The 17,475-nt window shown below is 70.0% G+C and carries 17 protein-coding genes; 7 read left to right on the forward strand and 10 right to left on the reverse strand.

What is annotated here, in order from left to right; genetic code table 11:
* Nucleotides 1-7 precede the first annotated feature (7 nt).
* Nucleotides 8-451 (reverse strand): HNH endonuclease, encoded by a 444-nt coding sequence (locus FHR38_RS16360; protein ID WP_184535485.1) that lies wholly within the window; start codon nucleotides 449-451, stop codon nucleotides 8-10.
* Between the two features lie 330 nt (nucleotides 452-781).
* Nucleotides 782-1,270: an MSMEG_6728 family protein gene (locus FHR38_RS16365; RefSeq protein WP_184535486.1), complete on the reverse strand. Its 489-nt coding sequence runs from the start codon at nucleotides 1,268-1,270 to the stop codon at nucleotides 782-784.
* A gap of 96 nt (nucleotides 1,271-1,366) precedes the next feature.
* On the opposite strand from FHR38_RS16365, the gene FHR38_RS16370 reads away from it, so the two are divergent.
* A complete protein-coding gene (locus tag FHR38_RS16370; RefSeq protein WP_184535487.1) occupies nucleotides 1,367-3,184 on the forward strand; it encodes a potassium channel family protein in 1,818 nt (605 codons plus the stop codon).
* A 27-nt stretch (nucleotides 3,185-3,211) separates the two neighbouring features.
* Here the strand turns inward: FHR38_RS16370 and FHR38_RS16375 are convergent, their stop codons facing one another.
* Nucleotides 3,212-4,438 carry a DUF4032 domain-containing protein gene (locus FHR38_RS16375; protein WP_184535488.1) on the reverse strand — a complete coding sequence of 409 codons (1,227 nt, stop codon included), beginning with the start codon at nucleotides 4,436-4,438 and terminating at the stop codon, nucleotides 3,212-3,214.
* Between the two features lie 123 nt (nucleotides 4,439-4,561).
* Here FHR38_RS16375 and FHR38_RS16380 point away from each other — a divergent pair, with 123 nt between their 5' ends.
* Nucleotides 4,562-5,323 (forward strand): phosphatase PAP2 family protein, encoded by a 762-nt coding sequence (locus tag FHR38_RS16380; protein WP_312882198.1) that lies wholly within the window; start codon nucleotides 4,562-4,564, stop codon nucleotides 5,321-5,323.
* An 11-nt stretch (nucleotides 5,324-5,334) separates the two neighbouring features.
* Here FHR38_RS16380 and nagA read toward each other — a convergent pair whose 3' ends face one another.
* The 3 genes from nagA to FHR38_RS16395 are packed head-to-tail and all read right to left on the reverse strand — an operon-like array spanning nucleotide 5,335 to nucleotide 8,314.
* Nucleotides 5,335-6,441 carry an N-acetylglucosamine-6-phosphate deacetylase gene (gene nagA / locus FHR38_RS16385; protein ID WP_184535489.1) on the reverse strand — a complete coding sequence of 369 codons (1,107 nt, stop codon included), beginning with the start codon at nucleotides 6,439-6,441 and terminating at the stop codon, nucleotides 5,335-5,337.
* Nucleotides 6,438-7,388 (reverse strand): ROK family protein, encoded by a 951-nt coding sequence (locus FHR38_RS16390; RefSeq protein WP_184535490.1) that lies wholly within the window; start codon nucleotides 7,386-7,388, stop codon nucleotides 6,438-6,440. The genes nagA and FHR38_RS16390 overlap by 4 nt, the downstream gene beginning before the upstream one ends.
* On the reverse strand, nucleotides 7,385-8,314 hold the full coding sequence (locus tag FHR38_RS16395; protein ID WP_184535491.1) for an SIS domain-containing protein: 930 nt from the start codon (nucleotides 8,312-8,314) through the stop codon (nucleotides 7,385-7,387). Before FHR38_RS16395 ends, FHR38_RS16390 begins: the two co-directional genes overlap by 4 nt.
* A 187-nt stretch (nucleotides 8,315-8,501) precedes the next feature.
* Between FHR38_RS16395 and FHR38_RS16400 the strand changes: the two genes are divergently transcribed.
* The 4 genes from FHR38_RS16400 (at nucleotide 8,502) to FHR38_RS16415 (ending at nucleotide 12,204) form a co-directional block, all read left to right on the forward strand.
* The gene (locus FHR38_RS16400) at nucleotides 8,502-9,287 is read left to right on the forward strand and encodes a DeoR/GlpR family DNA-binding transcription regulator (RefSeq protein ID WP_184539759.1); all 786 of its coding nucleotides are present in this window, start codon (nucleotides 8,502-8,504) and stop codon (nucleotides 9,285-9,287) included.
* A 260-nt stretch (nucleotides 9,288-9,547) separates the two neighbouring features.
* Entirely contained in the window at nucleotides 9,548-10,576 is a 1,029-nt protein-coding gene (locus tag FHR38_RS16405) for an ATP-binding cassette domain-containing protein (protein WP_281384865.1), read from the forward strand.
* On the forward strand, nucleotides 10,573-11,586 hold the full coding sequence (locus tag FHR38_RS16410) for an ABC transporter permease subunit (protein ID WP_184535493.1): 1,014 nt from the start codon (nucleotides 10,573-10,575) through the stop codon (nucleotides 11,584-11,586). The genes FHR38_RS16405 and FHR38_RS16410 overlap by 4 nt, the downstream gene beginning before the upstream one ends.
* A gap of 216 nt (nucleotides 11,587-11,802) precedes the next feature.
* Nucleotides 11,803-12,204 carry a DUF3263 domain-containing protein gene (locus FHR38_RS16415; protein ID WP_184535494.1) on the forward strand — a complete coding sequence of 134 codons (402 nt, stop codon included), beginning with the start codon at nucleotides 11,803-11,805 and terminating at the stop codon, nucleotides 12,202-12,204.
* A 16-nt stretch (nucleotides 12,205-12,220) separates the two neighbouring features.
* Here FHR38_RS16415 and FHR38_RS16420 read toward each other — a convergent pair whose 3' ends face one another.
* A complete protein-coding gene (locus tag FHR38_RS16420) occupies nucleotides 12,221-12,433 on the reverse strand; it encodes a hypothetical protein (protein ID WP_184535495.1) in 213 nt (70 codons plus the stop codon).
* Between the two features lie 205 nt (nucleotides 12,434-12,638).
* Here FHR38_RS16420 and FHR38_RS16425 point away from each other — a divergent pair, with 205 nt between their 5' ends.
* Nucleotides 12,639-13,046: a hypothetical protein gene (locus tag FHR38_RS16425; RefSeq protein ID WP_184539761.1), complete on the forward strand. Its 408-nt coding sequence runs from the start codon at nucleotides 12,639-12,641 to the stop codon at nucleotides 13,044-13,046.
* A gap of 83 nt (nucleotides 13,047-13,129) precedes the next feature.
* On the opposite strand, the gene FHR38_RS16430 is transcribed toward FHR38_RS16425, so the two are convergent.
* Genes FHR38_RS16430 through FHR38_RS16440 form a run of 3 tightly spaced genes read right to left on the reverse strand, consistent with a single transcriptional unit; the run spans nucleotide 13,130 to nucleotide 17,374 of the window.
* Nucleotides 13,130-13,372 carry a hypothetical protein gene (locus FHR38_RS16430; RefSeq protein ID WP_184535496.1) on the reverse strand — a complete coding sequence of 81 codons (243 nt, stop codon included), beginning with the start codon at nucleotides 13,370-13,372 and terminating at the stop codon, nucleotides 13,130-13,132.
* Between the two features lie 12 nt (nucleotides 13,373-13,384).
* On the reverse strand, nucleotides 13,385-14,110 hold the full coding sequence (locus FHR38_RS16435; protein ID WP_184535497.1) for a helix-turn-helix transcriptional regulator: 726 nt from the start codon (nucleotides 14,108-14,110) through the stop codon (nucleotides 13,385-13,387).
* 9 nt (nucleotides 14,111-14,119) lie between these two features.
* On the reverse strand, nucleotides 14,120-17,374 hold the full coding sequence (locus FHR38_RS16440) for an AfsR/SARP family transcriptional regulator (protein WP_184535498.1): 3,255 nt from the start codon (nucleotides 17,372-17,374) through the stop codon (nucleotides 14,120-14,122).
* Nucleotides 17,375-17,475: the final 101 nt, after the last annotated feature.

Here is a 17,475-nt window from a genome sequence, read left to right on the forward strand (position 1 = left end):
CCAGCCCTCATCGAGCCAGCGCGGCCCAGGTGGGGACCGCCGGGTCGCCGTAACGGATGGGCATGCCCGCCTCGGCGGGGGTCCGGTCGCCCTTGCGCTGGTTGCAGTCGTAGCAGGCGGCGATCGTGTTCTGCCAGGTGTTCCGGCCGCCGCGCGAGCGGGGCAGGACGTGGTCGATGGTGGTGGCGGGTGCGGCGCAGTAGCCGCACCGGCGGTCGTCCCGGGTGTGTACGCCGGACCGGGACCAGGCTGGTCCCGACGAGAACCGCCAGCGGGGCACCAGGTAGCGGACGAGCCGGACGACGCGTGGCATCGGGAAGATACCGATGAGCCGGTCCGGCTCTGCCTCGTGTATTTCTGCCACCCGGCGGCACAGCATCCGGATGGCGTGCTTGACGCTGACCCGGTGCAGTGGGCCGAGATCGGCGTTGACTACGAGTACGGCGGTCATCGGGCCCTCCCTTCGATGTCTGGATACGAATGAGCCACCCGATTCGATCGTCGAATGGGTGGCTCCGTTGGTCGACGGAGTCCTATTCGTGGTGCTCGTTAAGTTCGTGCTGGTAGTGGCGTCGGCTGCCGGCCTGGGTCGCCAGACTTGGCCGGTCGTAGCTGGCCAGGTCAAGCGGTGACGATGCGTGGCGAGAACACGGCATTGACCGTGTCGATTCGCTCGACGTGTATCGCCACATGGCTTGCTCCGTTGTCGGTTAGGTGACCGTGCATGCGTACGGTAGATCGTTTTGCCGTTGTGGGGCAATGGATTTCAAACGACCCTTCCTTACATCTGGGCGGGGCGGCAGGTGGGTGGGCGGTCCGACGGGGGCCAGACGTACGGCAGGTCGTCGGGGAGGTCGCCGAAGAGGGGGCGGTAGAAGTCGGGGTCCTTGCGAAGCAGGGACGATCGGTGGCTCAGGTGAAGGTCCTCCCGGCCGAGCCAGGGTGGCAGTTCGTGGGCGGCGGCGAGTTCGGCCTGGGGGCGTACGAGGGTGGTGCCGCAGGCGGCGGCGTAGTCGCCGACGATGCTGGTCGCGCAGGTGTCGGCGCGTCCCGGCTCGACCCAGACCGAGCAGATGTCCAGGCCGTACCGGACCAGGCCCTCCTCGTATCCGGCCCACATCTTCACCGCGGGATGGTTTCGCCAGCCGTACTTCGGCCAGGTCAGGGCGCGGAGCACCTGCAGCGTCTCGACCCGCTGCTTGCCGAGCCGCCGAGGATCGAGACTCCGTGCGCTGAGTACGAAGTCCGAGTACGGCAGGAATGTCTGCATGGTTCGGTTTTACCCGATATAAGGGGCAGCATGCGCTCCGCAGGCTCATGATCGAACGGGCTGCGCGAGGATGATCTCAACGAATACGATTCGGACATGGTGGACCCCTGGCGCTTCCGGGCGCGGCGCGCGGTCGAGACGAAACTGCGCGACGGACTGCGCCCGAACGGCGACCCGCGTCCACATTATGTGGTCTGTGGACAGGATGCCCTGGCGTTCCACCTGGTCAACACGTTGCTCGGAGACGAGATGCAGGCAGGCTCGGTGCGGGTCACCGTCATCGTGCCGCATCGCCGCCGGGTGGACGGGCCGGACGTCCGGACCATCCGAGGCATCCGGCTGATCAAGTCGGACCGGCTGGACGAGGAGACCTTCCGGGCCGCCGGGCTGGTCGGGGCGAGTGGCCTCGCGCTGTTGCATCAGGACGACGTGGGCAACATCCATGCCGCGCTCTGCGCCCAGGAGGTCGAGCCCCGCCTGCGGGTGGTGATGCGCATGTTCAACACCAGTCTCGGCCACGGTATCCGCCAGCTCTTCCCGGACTGCGCCGTACTCTCCGATGCCTCGATGGCCGCCCCCGCCTTCGTCGCGGCAGCGCTGGGCGAGGTGGCCCCGACCTACTTCCGGCACGGTGGCCGGACGCTCTACGTCGCCCGGCGGGCGGACGTACGGCCCGAGCAGGTGGTCTGCGGCCTGGCCGACACCCGCGACAACAACAACCTGCGGGTGCTACCGGAGGACGAGGAACAGGACGACCTGGTGCTGGCCGAGGCAGTCGGCCAGCCCACCGGCACCGAGCTGGCCGCCCGCCGGATCTGGCTGCGGCGACAGCGCCGCCGCCGGCAACGACCGTGGAAGCTGTTTTGGCAGGCGGTACGGTCGTTCGCCACCCGCAAGATCGGCCTAGCCACCATCGTGGTGCTCGGGGTGGTCGCGCTCTTCGGTGTGGTGCTCTCCTGGGCCGAGCACGTAAACGTCTGGCAGGCGCTCTACCTGACCCTGGTGACCACGGTGAGCGGGGCCGACCCCGACGTGCAGAAGAGTGACGCCGGGCAGGTGATGCAGGTGGTGCTCACCCTCGCCGGCCTGGCGCTCATTCCACTGATCACCGCGGCCGTGGTGGACGGCATGGTCAACGCCCGGTTGGCGTTGGACGCCGGCCGGCTACAGACCCCGCGCGAGGGCCACGTGATCGTGGTGGGGCTGGGCAACGTCGGGACCCGGGTGATGGGCCAGCTCAACGACCTCGGCATCGAGGTGGTGGCGATCGACAAGGACCCGGCCGCCCGAGGCGCGGCGCGGGCCCAACGGTTGAACATCCCGCTGATCATCGGGGACGGTGCTCGGGAGGAAACCCTGCACGCCGCCTCGGTGAACACCTGCCATGCGCTGGTGGTGGTCTCCACCGACGACGTGACGAACCTCCAGGCAGCCCTCAACGGGCGGGCGGCCAACCCGGACCTGCGGGTGGTGCTGCGCCTGTTCGACGGTGACTTCGCCGCCCGGATCCAGAAGGCGTTCAACATCGGTACCTCGCGCAGCGTCTCCTACCTCGCCGCGCCGTCGTTCGCCGCCGCACTGCTGAACCGGGCAGTGATCGCCACCATCCCGGTCGACCGGCACGCCCTGCTGGTCGCCGAGGTGCCGGTTACGGCCGGCTCTCCGCTGGCCGGCGGCAAGCTCGGCGCGGTCAGCCAACCCCAGGGGGTACGCGTCATCGCGGTCACCCGGTCCGGTCAGTCCCGCCTCGACTGGTCACCGTCGGCCGAGGAACTGATCAACCCCGGTGACCGGCTGACCGTGGTGGCCCGTCGGGCCGGGCTGACCTGGCTGCTCCGGCAGGCGAGCCCGGCGCTGGTCGTACCGGCCCAGGCGAGGGGGCCCGCCGAGCCCGGTGACTCGTCTGGTCAGTAGACCGCCGCCCGGGGGCGAGTTGCTCGGTCAGTAGACCGGTGCCGGCACCTCGACGCCGAGGACGGCCTGCTCGTCCGGACGGTGCACCAGCACGTCGGAGAGGAACGACTGCACCGCCGGGGCCAGCCCGACGTCCCGGCCGGCCTGCTCGGAGAGCCGCCACCGGTGCTCGATGACCTGTGCGAACAGCTCCGCCGGCTCCAGCTTGCCGCGCAGGTGTGCCGGTACGGCCCGGACCACCGGCTCGAACACCTCGGTCAGCCAGCGGTGGGCGGCCTGCTGCTCGTCGGTCAGGTCGCTCTCCGCCCGGTAGGTGTCCAGGTCGTTGAGGAGTCGTCGGGCCTGGTTCTCCTCCGCGTCCAGGCCGGTCAGTCGGATCAGCCGGCGGCAGTGGTAGCCGGCGTCGACCACCTTGGGGCGGACCAGGTACCGCCCTTCGTCCATCATCGACATGGCAACCTCGGCGACGTCGAAGCCGAGTTCGTTGAGCCGGCGGATCCGGCCTTCGATGTCGTGCCGGGCCTGCCGTTCGACCTGCTGCTCGTAGGTGATCTCGTGCCACAGCCCCTCGTAGCGGCGTACCACCTCCTCGCAGACCACCTCGGGATCGATGGACTCGTGCAGCAGGCCGGCGGCCTGGAGGTCAAGTGCCTCCCCGAAGATGTTGACCCGGGCGATCTCCAGGTCCTCCCCGCGCTGGCCGTTGGAGAGTTGCCGGTGCAGGGCACCGGTCTCGGCGTCCACCAGGTAGGCGGCGAATGCCCCGGCGTCCCGTCGGAACAGCGTGTTGGAGAGCGAGCAGTCGCCCCAGAAGAAGCCCGTGAGATGCATCCGGACGATCAGGGCGGCGAGCGCGTCGAGTAGCCGGCTCATCGTCTCCGGGCGCAGCGTGCCGGAGAACAACGCCCGGTACGGCAGGGAGAACTGGAGGTGCCGGGTGATCAGCACCGGGTCGAGGGGTTCGCCGTCGGCGGTGTGTCGGTCGGCAACGATGGCGACCGCCTCCACCGACGGGAAGTCGATACGTTCCAGTGCGCGTAGCAGGTCGTACTCCCGCTCGGCGACTCGCTCGCCGGTTTCCTTGACCGCGTACACCGTGCCGGCTAGTCGGACGAATCTGACGATATGCCGTGAGATGCCTTGAGGGAGGGCCACCAGATGGTCTGCGGGCCACTCCTCCAACGGAGTCGACCACGGTAGGTCGAGCAGCGCCGGGTCAACGAGGGCCGATGTGATCCGCACGAGAACAAGCATGCCGGTTCATGTCTTCCGGCGCTCGTCGCCGTGGTTGGGCACACACCCTTCAAGGTCGGCGGATGTGGAGATCCTGGGGAGGAGGCGTGCGGACCTGCTGCGCGGATCGGGGTGGGCGGTAGCGTGGTCCGGGTGCGAAAGACCATGACAGCGCCACGACGGGTACGTCTCCGTCCGGTCCGGCCAGCCGGTTGGTGGTTCGACGGCCTGCTGCTGGTCGGGTTCGTGGCCCTGACCCTGGCCCTGGTCAATGGTTACCTGCTCGGAACCGACCTGGTGGTCCGTGACTGGGTGGATGCGCATCGTCCCGATGTCGCGTACTGGATCGCCCGGGTGTTCAACTACCTCGGCCAGGGTGGCTGGCTACTGACGCCGGTCGCCAGTGTCTTGGCCGTCCTGGTCTCCCTCCGGACCCGGTCGATCCGGCCGCTGCTCGTCGTGGCGGCCGCGTTCCTGTTGACCTACCTCACCATCGGACCGCTCAAGTTCCTGCTGGTCCGGGGCTATCCGCACAACTGGGACCTGGCCCACCCCGAGCAGTTGTTCAGCGACCCGGAGAACGGTTCAGCCTATCCGTCGGGGCACGTGGCCAACGCGATCGTCTGGTACGGGGTGATCGCGCTGCTGCTCGCCGCGCTGCTACGTACGCTGGGCCGCCCGGACGTTCCACCGAAGCTCTACCAGGCGATCCGGATCGCGCCACCGGCCATCGTCTTCGTCACCACCACCTACCTCGGCTTCCACTGGCTGACCGACTCGATCGCCGGCCTGCTGCTGGGATGGTTCCTGGACCGGCTGCTGGCCCGGGTGCCGTGGGACGACCTCCCCCTGCCGGCCCTGCCCAGAGGACTGGGCCGGGCCGGGGTTTTCACCACGGGAAGTTAGCCGACGCGGGGTCAGACCCAGGCGCCGGCCCGCATCACCCGGATGATGTTCAGGTCGTCGTCGAGCACCACCAGGTCGGCCCGGCAACCGGTGGCGAGCTTGCCGACCCGGTCGCCGAGCCCGATCGCCCGGGCCGGCGTGAGGGTCGACATCCGGATCGCGTCCGGGATGGACACCCCGGCACCGACCGCCTGGCGTACGGCGGCGTCCATGGTCAGCGTGCTGCCGGCGATCGCACCGTCCCGGGCCAGCCGGGCCACCCGGTCGGCGACCACGACGGCCTGCCCGCCGAGTTCGTACTCGCCGTCGGGCATCCCGGCGGCGGCCATCGCGTCGGTGATCAGGACGGCCCGGTCGGGGCCGGCGGTGGCGGCGACGAAGGCCAGCGTGCCGTCGTGCAGGTGGATCCCGTCGGCGATCAGTTCACAGGTCACGCCGGGTGCGCCGAGCAGGGTGAGCACCGGTCCGGGTTCGCGGTGGTGCGGGGGGCGCATGCCGTTGAAGAGGTGGGTGGCGACGGTCGCCCCGGCGTCGATCGCGGCTCGGGTCTGGTCGTACGTGGCGTCGGTGTGACCGACCGCCGCGACCACGCCCCGGGAGACCAGTAGCCGGATCGCGTCCAGCGCACCGGCGCGCTCCGGGGCGATGGTGACCATCCGAACCGCGCCGTTGCCGAGGTCGAGCAGTTCGGTCAGCTCGTCGAGGGACGGGTCGCGCAGGAAGTCCGGGTTCTGCGCCCCGCACCGCACCGCCGACAGGTACGGACCCTCGTAGTGGACGCCGGCCAGCACCCCCTTGTCGACCAGGGGCGCGAATGCGGCGGTGGCGTCCCGCATCAGCTCGTACGGGGAGCTGACCAGGCTGGCCAGCAGGGTGGTGGTGCCGTGGGCGAGGTGGAAGTCGGCGGCCTCCCGGGCCGCCTCGGCATCCCCGGTGGTGAAGGTGTGCCCGCCGCCACCGTGGGTGTGGATGTCGACGAAGCCCGGCACGATCCAGTGCCCGTCACGGTGGGACGGATACTCGGCGATCGCGGTGATCCGGTCTCCGTTGATTTCCACACAGCCCTGCTGGATGACTCCCGTCGGGGTCACCACCCGGCCACTGACCCGTACCGTCATCGGACCTCCACGTTGTCGAGCATGAGTAGATTGTCCAGGGCGAGTAGGGCGGCTCCGAGGCAGCCAGCCTCGTCGCCGAGGGTGGCCGGAACGAGTCGGGGTTCCCGGTGGAAGGTGAGCCGCTGACGGAGTGCGACGCGCAGCGGTTCGAGCAGGTCGTCGCCGGCCTCGGCGAGCCCGCCACCGATCACGATCCGCTCGACGTCGAAGAGGGCCTGGGCGATGAGCAGCCCGTCGGCGAGTGCGTCGATGGTCTCCCGCCATACCCGGGTGGCCAGCTTCTCCCGGCCGACCAGGCCAGCGACCTGGGCCGCGGTGGCCGGTACCCCGGCGAGTTCGGTGTACCGCCGCCCGACGGCGGCGGCGGACGCGACCGCTTCGAGGCAGCCGACCTGGCCGCAGCCGCAGCGCGGGCCGTCGGGACGTACGACGATGTGCCCGATCTCGCCAGCGGCACCGTGCGCGCCGGTGAGGGCCACGCCGTCGACCAGGTGCGCGGCGGCGATTCCGGTGCCGACGGCGACAAAGAGCAGGTGCCGGTCGTCCCGGCCGGAGCCGAGCCGCGCCTCCGCGATCCCACCCACGCGTACGTCGTGGCCGAGCGCCGCCGGTAGCCCGAGCCGCGTCGTCACCAACTCTCGCAGGGGTACGTCCCGGAAGCCCAGGTTGGCTGACCAGACGGCGGTGCCGGTGGTCTCGTCGACGACCCCCGGTACCGCGATGCCCACGGCTACCGGGGTGAGGCCGTCGGCGGTGGCCCTGCTGGCCAGTCCTTCGGCGATGCCGAGGATGGTTTCGATGACGGTTGCCGGCCCCTGTTCGGCCCGGGTCGGGTGCCGCTCGGTGTGGTGGCTGGTGCCGTCCCGGCCGACCAGGGCGCACTTGATTCCGGTCCCGCCGACGTCGAGCGCGACGACGACGTCGGTCTTGTTGCCGTCTCGGGTCAAGTCAGGACCACTGAGCGGGTGAGGTGCCGAGGGGCGTCCGGGTCCAGTCCCCGGCTGGTGGCGAGCGAGACGGCGAATCGCTGAGCCAGGATCAGGTCGGCCATCGGGTCGAGCGGGGTACGCCCGGCCGCCCAGCCGCCGATCATGGCGTGCCAACCGTGGGTACGACTGTGCACGAATGCGGCACCGGTGGCCATGATGTCCTCGGCCAGTCCGGGCGGGATCTCGCCGAACGCCCAGACCAACCGGCCGGGGCCGGCGACCGAGATCGGGCCGTGTCGATAGTCCATGGCGGGGTAGGCCTCGGACCAGAAGGTGGCCGCCTCACGGCACTTGAGTGCGGCCTCGTACGCGAGCCCGACGGTCCAACCTCGTCCGAGGAAGGTGACCTGCTCGATGCGGGCCGGGTCGATCGGTAGCGGTGTGCGTACGGCCACCTCGGCGTCGGCGGCCAGTGCGCCGACGTTCTCGCCGAGGTGGGCGCGGAGCAGCGCGAGGGCACTGGTGGCGAAGCGGGTCTGCACCACGGAACGCTCGTCGGCGAAGGGCATCGCGACCGCCTCGGTGGCGAGGTGGGCGGCGGGCGAGTCGCCGTCCCCGACGATGGCGATGCTGGTGGTCCCCGTGGGCAGCGCGGTGAGCAGGTCGACCACCTCGGTGGTGGTGCCGGATCGGGTGATCGCCATGACCCGGTCGTAGCGCCGGCCCGTGGGGAACTCGGAGGCCTGGAAGGCGTCGGTCTCGCCCTGACCGGCCTGTTCGCGAAGTGCGGCACACGCCATGGCGATGAACCAGGAGGTGCCGCAGCCGACGACGGCTACGCGCTCGCCGGGCTGCGGTAGGGCGGCGGCCCGTTCGACCGCGAGGGCGGCGGCCTGCCGCCAGCAGTCGGGTTGGCTGGTGATCTCCGTGTCGACGTATGCCATGGGTGCTCCTCGCGGACGAGATGCTGCGCAATACGGTTCGGTTGGACCTTCTTTCGAGCGTCATTCTGCGCGAAACAAGTAGGTCGTGGCAACAGTGTGCAGGATCGAGCAGGAAGTCGGTTTGCGTGGGGTAGTTTTGCGCACTATCGTGCAGCAAACTCATCACCGTACGCGCATGGAGGCCGCGGTGGACCGGTACGCGAGGTGGAACGCGCTGCTCGAACTGCTGACCGAGAGCGGTCGGGTCAGCGTGGAGGACGCGGCTGCCCGGCTGGACGTCTCCCAGGCCACCATCCGGCGGGACTTCGACCAGCTCGCCCAGCAGCAGATGATCACGCGCACCCGGGGTGGTGCGGTCGCCAACGGCGTCTCGTACGACCTACCGCTGCGCTACAAGACCGCCAAGCACTCCGCCGAGAAGCAGCGGATCGGGGCCGCCGCCGCCGCGCTGGTCTCCTCGGGGATGGTGGTCGGCCTCAACGGCGGCACCACCACCACCGAGGTCGCCCGGGCGTTGGCCATCCGGCCCGACCTGAACACCAGCGCCGACGGGGCACAGCTGACCGTGGTGACCAACGCGCTCAACATCGCCAACGAGCTGTTGGTCCGCTCCCGGATGAAGGTGGTGGTCGCCGGTGGGGTGGTCCGCCCCCAGTCGTTCGAGCTGGTCGGACCGCTCGGCGGGGCGCTGCTGCGGGAGGTGACTCTCGACGTGGCGCTGCTCGGGGTGGACGCCATCGACCCGCAGTTGGGGGCGGCGGCCCACCACGAGGGGGAGGCGTCGATGAACAACCTGATGGTGGCCCGGGCCAAGCGGGTCGTCATCATCGCCGACTCCTCCAAGCTGGGTGGCCACGCCTTTGCCCGGATCTGCCCGGTGGACAAGGTGGAGACCTTGGTCACCGACTCCAACGCCGACCCAACCGTGGTGGCCGCCTTCCGGGACGCCGGGGTGCACGTCGTCTGCGCCTGACCAGCCGGCCGCTGCTGCGCCTGGGCCGGGGTGGGTGCTGCTGTGTCCGACCCAGCCGCCGCTGCTGCGCCTGGGCCGGGGTGGATGGCACTGTGCCCGACCCAGCCGCCGCTGCTGCGCTTGGACCGGGGTGGGTGGCGCTCCGGTTATGAAGGTTTGGTGTGGATCGGCGCGTCGCCGTACCACTATTACGCATAGCGCAGTATCGTCTCTGGCGTCATACACGCCTGTGTCCATACGCATGAGCGGGGAGGCCAGCTTTGCCGGCGGTCTTGGAGATAGAAGGTCTACGTAAGACGTACAAGAGCAGACGTCGGGGTACCCGGCAGGCGCTTGACGGTTTCGACATGCGGGTCGAAGAGGGCCAGGTGCACGGCTTCCTCGGCCCCAACGGGTCGGGAAAGACGACGACCCTGCGTACGCTGCTCGGGTTGATCAAGCCCAACGGCGGTCGGATGGCGATTCTCGGCCAGGAGGTGCCCGTCGCCCTGCCGGTGGTCGCCGGCCAGGTCGGCGCGATCGTGGAGAGCCCACAGTTCTTCCCGAACTTCACGGCGCAGGACACCCTCTCGCTGCTGGCCGGTGCCGGCGAGGTGCCCCAGCAGCGGGTCACCGAGGTGCTGGAACTCGTCGGTCTGCGCGACCGGGCCAAGGATCGGGTCAAGACGTACTCGCTGGGCATGAAGCAACGGCTCGCCGTGGCGTCGGCCCTGTTGAAGAACCCGAAGCTGCTGATCCTCGACGAGCCGGCCAACGGACTCGACCCGGGCGGCATCCGGGAGATGCGGGCGTTGATGCGTAACCTCGCCGAGTCGGGAATGACCGTGGTGCTCTCCAGCCACATCCTCGGCGAGGTACAGCTGATCTGCGACTCGGTCACCATCATCTCGTTGGGCCGCCGGGTCGCGGCCGGTCCCGTGGCCGAGGTGCTCGCCCAGCACTCCGGCGGTGGCCTACGGGTACGCCTGGAGGCGGTCACCGACCTGCCGGCGGCCGCCGACGCGCTCACCCGGGCCGGCGGGCAGGTGACCACCCAGGACGACCACCTGATGGTTCGGGGCATCGACAAGCCGGCCCTGGTCACCCGTACGCTCGCCGGCCACGACCTCTACATCAGCGAGCTGGCACCGGTCACGGTGGACCTGGAGAGCGTCTTCCTGGAGTTGACCGCCACCGCCCCGGTGCCCGGTCAGCACCGCCAGGTCGACCAGTCCGCTGTGGTCGGCCAGCCAGGGGCTGGTGCCCCGTCCGACCCGTCCGCACCAGGCCAGGGAGGTTGGGGAGTATGAGCCTCTACGTCACCGAACTACGTCGGCTCTTCAAGCGCCGGGTGACCCGGGTCATGCTGGCCCTGCTCGTCCTCGGCCTCGCCGGGATCACGGTCTCCTTCTCGGTCGCCAGTCACAAGCTCGATCCAGCCAAGATCGCCACTGCCGAGGCGCGCGCCGAGCAGGAGTTCCAGCAGCAGCTGGTATACCACGAAAAGTCCGTGGCGGAGTGTGAGGCGGCCAAGGCCCGGGGGGAGAACGTCGACGACCGGTACGGCCCGGACTGTGGCAAGGAGTACCCGCCGCTGCGGGAGCACTTCCAGGCCGAGTGGTACCTGCCGTTCCAGTTCGAGTTCCGTAGCGGCTTCGGCATCTTCATCTCGGTCTTCTGCGGCATCCTGGCGCTCTTCGCCTTCATCGTCGGGGCCTCCTACGTGGGGGCCGAGTGGAACACCGGCGGAATGATGAACCTCCTGCTCTGGCGGCCGAAGCGGCTGTCGGTGCTCCTCACCAAGCTGGGTGCCCTGCTCAGTAGCGTGCTTGCGATCGGCGTGGTGCTCGGCGCCCTCTGGACGACCGCGTTCTGGCTCATCGGGAAGTACGACGGCATCACCGGCAAGATGACCCAGGGCGTGTGGGAGTCGTTCGCGATCAGCGGGGTGCGCGGGCTCGGCCTGGTCCTGGCGGTCGGGGCGATCGCCTTCGGACTCGCCTCGCTGGGTCGACACACGGCGATGGCGCTCGGGGTCGCGGTCGGCGTCGGTGTGGTCAGTGAGATCGGCCTGAGGATCGCGTTGCAGATCGCCGGGGTCCGGTTCGGCGACCGGTATGTCCTGTCGACCTATGCGATGGCCTGGTTCGAGAAGAAGTTCACGCTCTACGACTACCGCGCGTGCGACTACTCGATGGGCGGGTGTAATCCGGCCGAGTTCCTGATCACCTGGCAGGATTCCGCCCTGGTCTTCGGGGTCGGTACGGCGGTGGTGCTGGCAGCGGCCATCTGGGCGATGCGCCGACGGGACATCACCTGAGCGGTTAGGGCATTACCTGCGGCGGGGGGTCGCGACGGGCGGGGTGGAGCAGACTGCTCCACCCCGCCCGTCCAGTTGGTCCGCAGGGCGGTCCCAGGCGGAGAGATGTTTCCGACAGTTCTGCCCGGCAACCGTCCGATGCGCTCCTGAGCTGGTGCCGCTAGGCTGGTGGAGCCCGCTGGCACGTTCGTGCTTATCGATGTTTTGGGGAGCGCCATGAAGCCCGTCGTTGACGCTACGGCGGTCGACGGTCCTCCGGTGGTGCCGGCACCGCGCAGCGAGGCGCTACCGGTCGCCGACGAGGTTCCGGCCCTCGCCGACGAAGAAGATCTGTCCGCCCCGGCCGACGTCGAAGTCGCCCCCGGCGCGGCGTCACTATCCGGTGCCACTGCCCTGACCGAGCGGGAACGGGAGATCCTCGCGTTCGAGCGGCGCTGGTGGAAGCACGCTGGGGCCAAGGAGCAGGCGATCCGCGACGCGTTCGACCTTTCGGCCACCCGTTACTACCAGTTGCTCAACGGCCTGCTGGACAATCCGGCCGCGCTTGCCGCCGAGCCGATGCTGGTCGCCCGGCTGCGGAGGCTGCGCGCGTCTCGTACCCGCAACCGTCGGCGCTGAGCCGGGCGAGCCCAGGCTATTTTTCGTACGTGCGCAGGCCGTTGCCGAGCGCGAACAGGGTGGGTGCCCACTCGCCGACGAAGATGCCCCATCGGTCGGCGCGTTCCACCTCACCATTCTGGTGCTGTCGGCACACCGCCCAGCTCAGGAACGAGATGCCGATGCTGACCACGCCTGCCATGTAGCAGTGGTCGGATGTCAGGCCCATGTCGTGCAGCTTCTTCAACATCGTGCGATCCCCCTGTCGCCAGCCTGCCCGTACACCTGACGCTAACCCTTGGTGACGGGTCCCGTACGTGAGTTCGCCGAGTGTGTGCGCGGCGGCTGCCCCATCTTGCTGTTGACAAGATCTGCTTCTCCGGGGAATCTTGACGATGACAAGACCCTCTTGGTGTGTCGCCGTCACCGTCCCGCTCTCTTGGAAGGCAACCGAGATGTCCCCCGAAACCCGTGTCACTGTGGCCATCCTGCTGATCACCGTCTGCACGATCGCCTTTGGCGGACTGTCATTACTTATGCAGATCGTTCGGCGGATCCCGGGCTACCTGGACAATCCCGCTCGCCGCGCGCTCTGGACGGCCGGGCACGCCCACGCCGGCGTGCTGGTGCTCTTTGCCCTGGCCACACTGCCCTTCGTGGACCAGGCCGGCTACTCCGACGGGCTGCGTACGCTGATCCGCGTACTCCTGGTGGCCGCCCCGATCCTGATGCCGCTCGGCTTCTTCCTGTCGATCGTCCGGCCCACCGCCACCCGGCCCAACAAGCTGATCTGGCTCACCGGGGCCGGTGGCCTCTGCCTCGTCGTCGCCACGTTGCTGCTCGGCGTGGGCCTCCTGGTCTGAGTCGGCGCTGGCCGACCGCACCGGGTGTGCGATCGGCCAGCGCCGGTCGGGGAGGGGCGAAAATCATGCCTTCTGGTCGGCGGTCAGCGCCTTCGTGGTGGCGGCGGGCCGAGGAGACGGGTGGTGTCGATCCGCTCGACGCGCGTGCGGGTGCCGAGGCGGAGCGAGCCCCACCGGTTGCGCAGTGCCAGGCGGAATCTGGTCGGACGGTGGACGACGTAGTCGGGGTTGAGGGTCATGTCGCAGCGTCCCTTCGTCCGGGGCGGATGCGGCGGGTCGCTACCGCTGGCCGGGTCGCGCCGAGCCGCGTCCTGCGTCACCTCCATCGTCGCGAGGAATCAGGACAACCCCATGTCCGCGTTTCCGAAGCAGTCGAGACTGGTCCGAGCCGATCCGGAGTGCCGCAGGATGAACGGTCGGGCCGGGGCGACCTCGGCGGTCGGAACGGCCTGGCGGATCCGGTCCAGGCGGAACTCCCGTACGCCGGCCCGCAGCCGACACCAGCCGACCAGGTACCACTGGTTGTCGGAGCCCAGCAGCCCCAACGGCTCCACGTCCCGCCGCGACGGGGCACCCCGCTGGTCCACGTAGTCGAGCACCAGCACTGCGCGTCGGTGCAACGCCTGCTCGGCGACGGCCAGAATCCGCCGATGTGGACCGGGGGACGGGCTCGGAGTGGCGGTGAGTTGGATCCGAGCCGCGACCTCCCGGACCGCCTCGACGTCGTAACCGGGCAGCACGGTGATCAGTTTGTGCAGGGTCGAGCGGGCGGCGTCGAGGAACGGGGTGCCGGCGAGCGCGTGCAGCGCCACCGCCATGGCAATCGCCTCCCGGGGAGTGAAGTTGATCGGGGGCAGGGTGTGTCGCTTGTCGAGGACGTAGCCGCCGTACCGGCCCGGTTCCGCGTAGATCGGCACACCCGTCTGCTGTAACGCGTCGATGTCTCGTCGGATGGTGCGCTCACCGACCGTGAAGCGCTCCGCCAGCCAACGTGCGCTGCGGGGACGTGGTGCCACCGCACGCAGCTCCTCCACAAGGCCATAAAGCCGATCAGTTCGGTTCACAATGGAACATTAGTCGCGAGGTATGACATTTTCGGTCTCGCTTCGGCCGTCCCCGACGAGCACCGGCAGCCGACCCGACTGTGCTGCCGCAGCCAGTCGCAACACCAGCGAGGATAGGACCAGCGCGCGACTGTCCCGGCCCGCGACCAGCCGGGTGGCCTGCTGGCGGGCGGTGTCGGCGGACACCGGGTCGCCGAGCGTCCCGTACGCGTGGGCGAGCACCGCCAGGGTCGTGGCCTGCGCCGACCGGGAACCCATCGTCCGGAACGTGCGCAGACAGCGCCGCAGCGTCGCGACGGCCTCGTCGACCTGCCCGTCGCCGATCCGGCTTGCCGCGAGGTCCCGCTCCAGCCCGGTTGCCCCGATCCGGTCACCCAACTCGACGGCGATACCGTGGCCCTCGGCGAGCAGTCGTACCGCCTCCTCCCGACGATCGAGACCGGCGGCGGCCAGCGCGAGATGGTGCAACGCCGGGATGAGTACGTAGCGTTCGCCGCTGGCCCGCAGCAGGCGTACCGCCCGGTCCGCCGTCGTGTACGCCTCGGGCAACTGCCCGATGAGCAACCGGGTCAGGGCGAGTGCGTTCAGGCAGCGGGCCACCACCACAGGGGCGACGTCGAGTTGCACGGCGCGACCGGTGGCGGCCTGATCGATCACCAGCGCCTCGCTGAGCCGGCCCAGCTTTCGCAGGGCGGCAGAGAGCCCCGGGGCGGTCAGGATCGCAGCGAGCGGATCGCCCTCGGCCTCGAAGAGCTCGATCGCGCGTCGGGCCATCCGTACCGCCTCGTCGGCCCCGTCCTGGTAGTTGCTCCGCAACACCGCCTGATCGGCGAGTACGCAGGCCAGACCGTGCCGGTCGGCAAGCTGCTCGAACGCGCTCCGGCTGGCGGCGAGGCTGCCGTCGGCGGCGGTCACGTCCCCCGCGACGAGGCTGAGCACCCCGGCAACCAGATCCATCCGGGCCGTTTCCCGATCATTGCCGGTGCGCGCCGCGACCCGCCGGGTCACCCGCTGCACGCTGCGCAGGTCGGCCCAGTGACCGCCGATCCACAGGTACGGGGCCAGCTGCTCGGTCAACTGGAGAACGGCCCGGTCGGCTCCCTCGGTCTCGGCGGTGGCGACGACGGCCACCAGATACGCCCGTTCGGTGTCGAGCCAACCAAGCGGGTCGCCGGCCGGCTGCTCGGTCGTCTCGGCAGGCAGCGGTGCGCCGGTCGACTGCCGGGCCGTGTCCGCAGACAGTGGTGGGTCGGGCGGCGACTTGGTGGGGCGGGACCAGGTCAACGTACGCGGGAGTCGGGCGGCGGCCGTTCCGATCAGGAAGACGGTCGTGGCCAGCAGCCGCTCCAGCGCCGCGGTCCGGCCCACGTCGCTGTTCCGGCCAAGTTTGCCTGTCCGGCCAACGTCCAGCGCGTTGGCCCGACCAACCATGCCTGTCCGGCCAACGTCCAGCGCGTTGGCCCGACCAACGTCGTCCGTATCGTCGGCGTCGACCGTACCGGCCAGCTCGGCGCTGTAGACCCGGAGCAGGTCGTGCAGGCGGTATCGGGTCCCGCCGCCGTCAAGGTGGACCGGTTCCAGGAGGCTGGCCTCGACCAACTCGTCGAGGACCCGGTCCGCATCCGGTCGACCGAGCAGCGCCGCCACCGCCCAGCCGGCGAAACTGACCGGCCCGAGCAGGTGCAGCAGCCCGAACGCCTTCCGGGTCGGGCCGGTGAGTGCCTGCACGCTCAGCGCGAGGCTGGCGCGTACCTGCTGGTCGCTGACGGCCAACTCGGTGAGCCGGCGGTGCTGGTCGTCGAGCCGGTCGGCGAGGGTGGCGACGCTGGACATCCGGGTGGCCAGCCGGGTGCCGGCGATGCGCAGCGCGAGGGGCAGGTTTCCGCAGGCGGTGGCGATCCGAGCCGCCTGCCCGGGTTCCCCGGCGACCTGCTCCGGCCCGGCGACCTGGCGGAGTAACTGGTGGGCTTCGTCGTCGGTCAACGGCCCCAGTTGCAGGTGCGCGGCGTCGGTGAGCCCGGAGAGCCGGCTGCGGCTGGTCACCAGCACCGCGCTGCCGGGGGTGCCGGGCAGCAGGGCCCGGACCTGGGCCGGGTCGGCGGCGTCGTCCAGCACGACCAACACCCGGCGGTCGGCGAGCCGGGCACGGTAGGCGTTGGTCAGGGCCGGGAGGCTCTGGGGTACGGCCGCTGCCGGCACGCCGAGCGAGTGGAGCAGGTCGGTCAGCACCGCCGATGGATCGCGGCGGGCGGTGGCCCCGGTGAGCTGGGCGAAGATCTGCCCGTCCGGGAAGCTGGTCCGGAGCTGGTGGGCGACCCGGACGACCAGGGCACTCTTGCCGATGCCGGGCGGCCCCGAGATGGCCAACAGCGGTACGGCGTTCGCCCGGGGTGTCACCAGCCGGACCACCTGCTCGACCACCTCGGTACGTCCGACGAACCCTGCCACCGGTGGCGGAAGCTGGCACACCGGGAACACCGACTGGGGCCGGTGTGCCGGGCGACCGGACTGGATGGCGAATGTCACGTCCTCGCCGCGCAGGATCGCCTGGTGCAGTCGACGCAACTCCGGGCCGGGCTCGATACCCAACTCCGTGATCATCACGTTGCGGACGCTCTGGTAGGCCGCCAGGGCGTTGGCCCGCCGGCCGGCCAGGCAGAGCGCCACCATCAACTGCCCGTGCAACCGTTCCCGGAGCGGATGCTCCACGACCAGTCCGTGCAGCTCCGCCAGCAGCTCGCTGCGGTCGCCGCTGTCGGCCAGGGTGAGTTCGGCGTCCACACAGTCCTCGATCGCGCCGAGCCGTTCGGCCGAGAGCTGGGCGAACTGTGGGTCGAGCGGGTCGATGGAGAGGTCGGCGAGCGGCTCGCCGCGCCACAGGGCGAGACCCCGCCGGAACCGGACGATGGCCGCCGCCGGATCGTCCTCGGCCAGCGCCGCCCGGCCGGCGGCGAGTTCCTGCTGGAAGATCAGCAGGTCCAGGTCGTCGGGCTCGACCTGGATCCGGTACGCGCCGTTGACCTGCTCGATTGCGACGTCCGGCAGTCGGCTGCGCAGCCGGGACAGGTAGGTGTGCAAATTGGATAGATAAGATGCCGGCGGACGTTCCGACCATAGGGTCGCCACCAGCTGGTCGGCGGTGACCGGCTGTCCGACCCGGAACAGCAGGATGGCGAGCAGCGTGCGTTCGTGGCGACTACGAATCGGCACATCCGCCCCGGCCGGTGTACGGACTCGCATCGGGCCGAGGACCTCGAACCTCACGCGTCATTCCCCCCGGGTTTCGGCCGACCCAACCTACTACGGACCTCGGCTGGCCCCGCTCGACGTATGACGGCCATGTGGTGGCTGTGTGGCCACGATCC

The sequence above is a fragment of the Micromonospora polyrhachis genome (genome assembly GCF_014203835.1).
GTDB lineage: Bacteria > Actinomycetota > Actinomycetes > Mycobacteriales > Micromonosporaceae > Micromonospora_H > Micromonospora_H polyrhachis.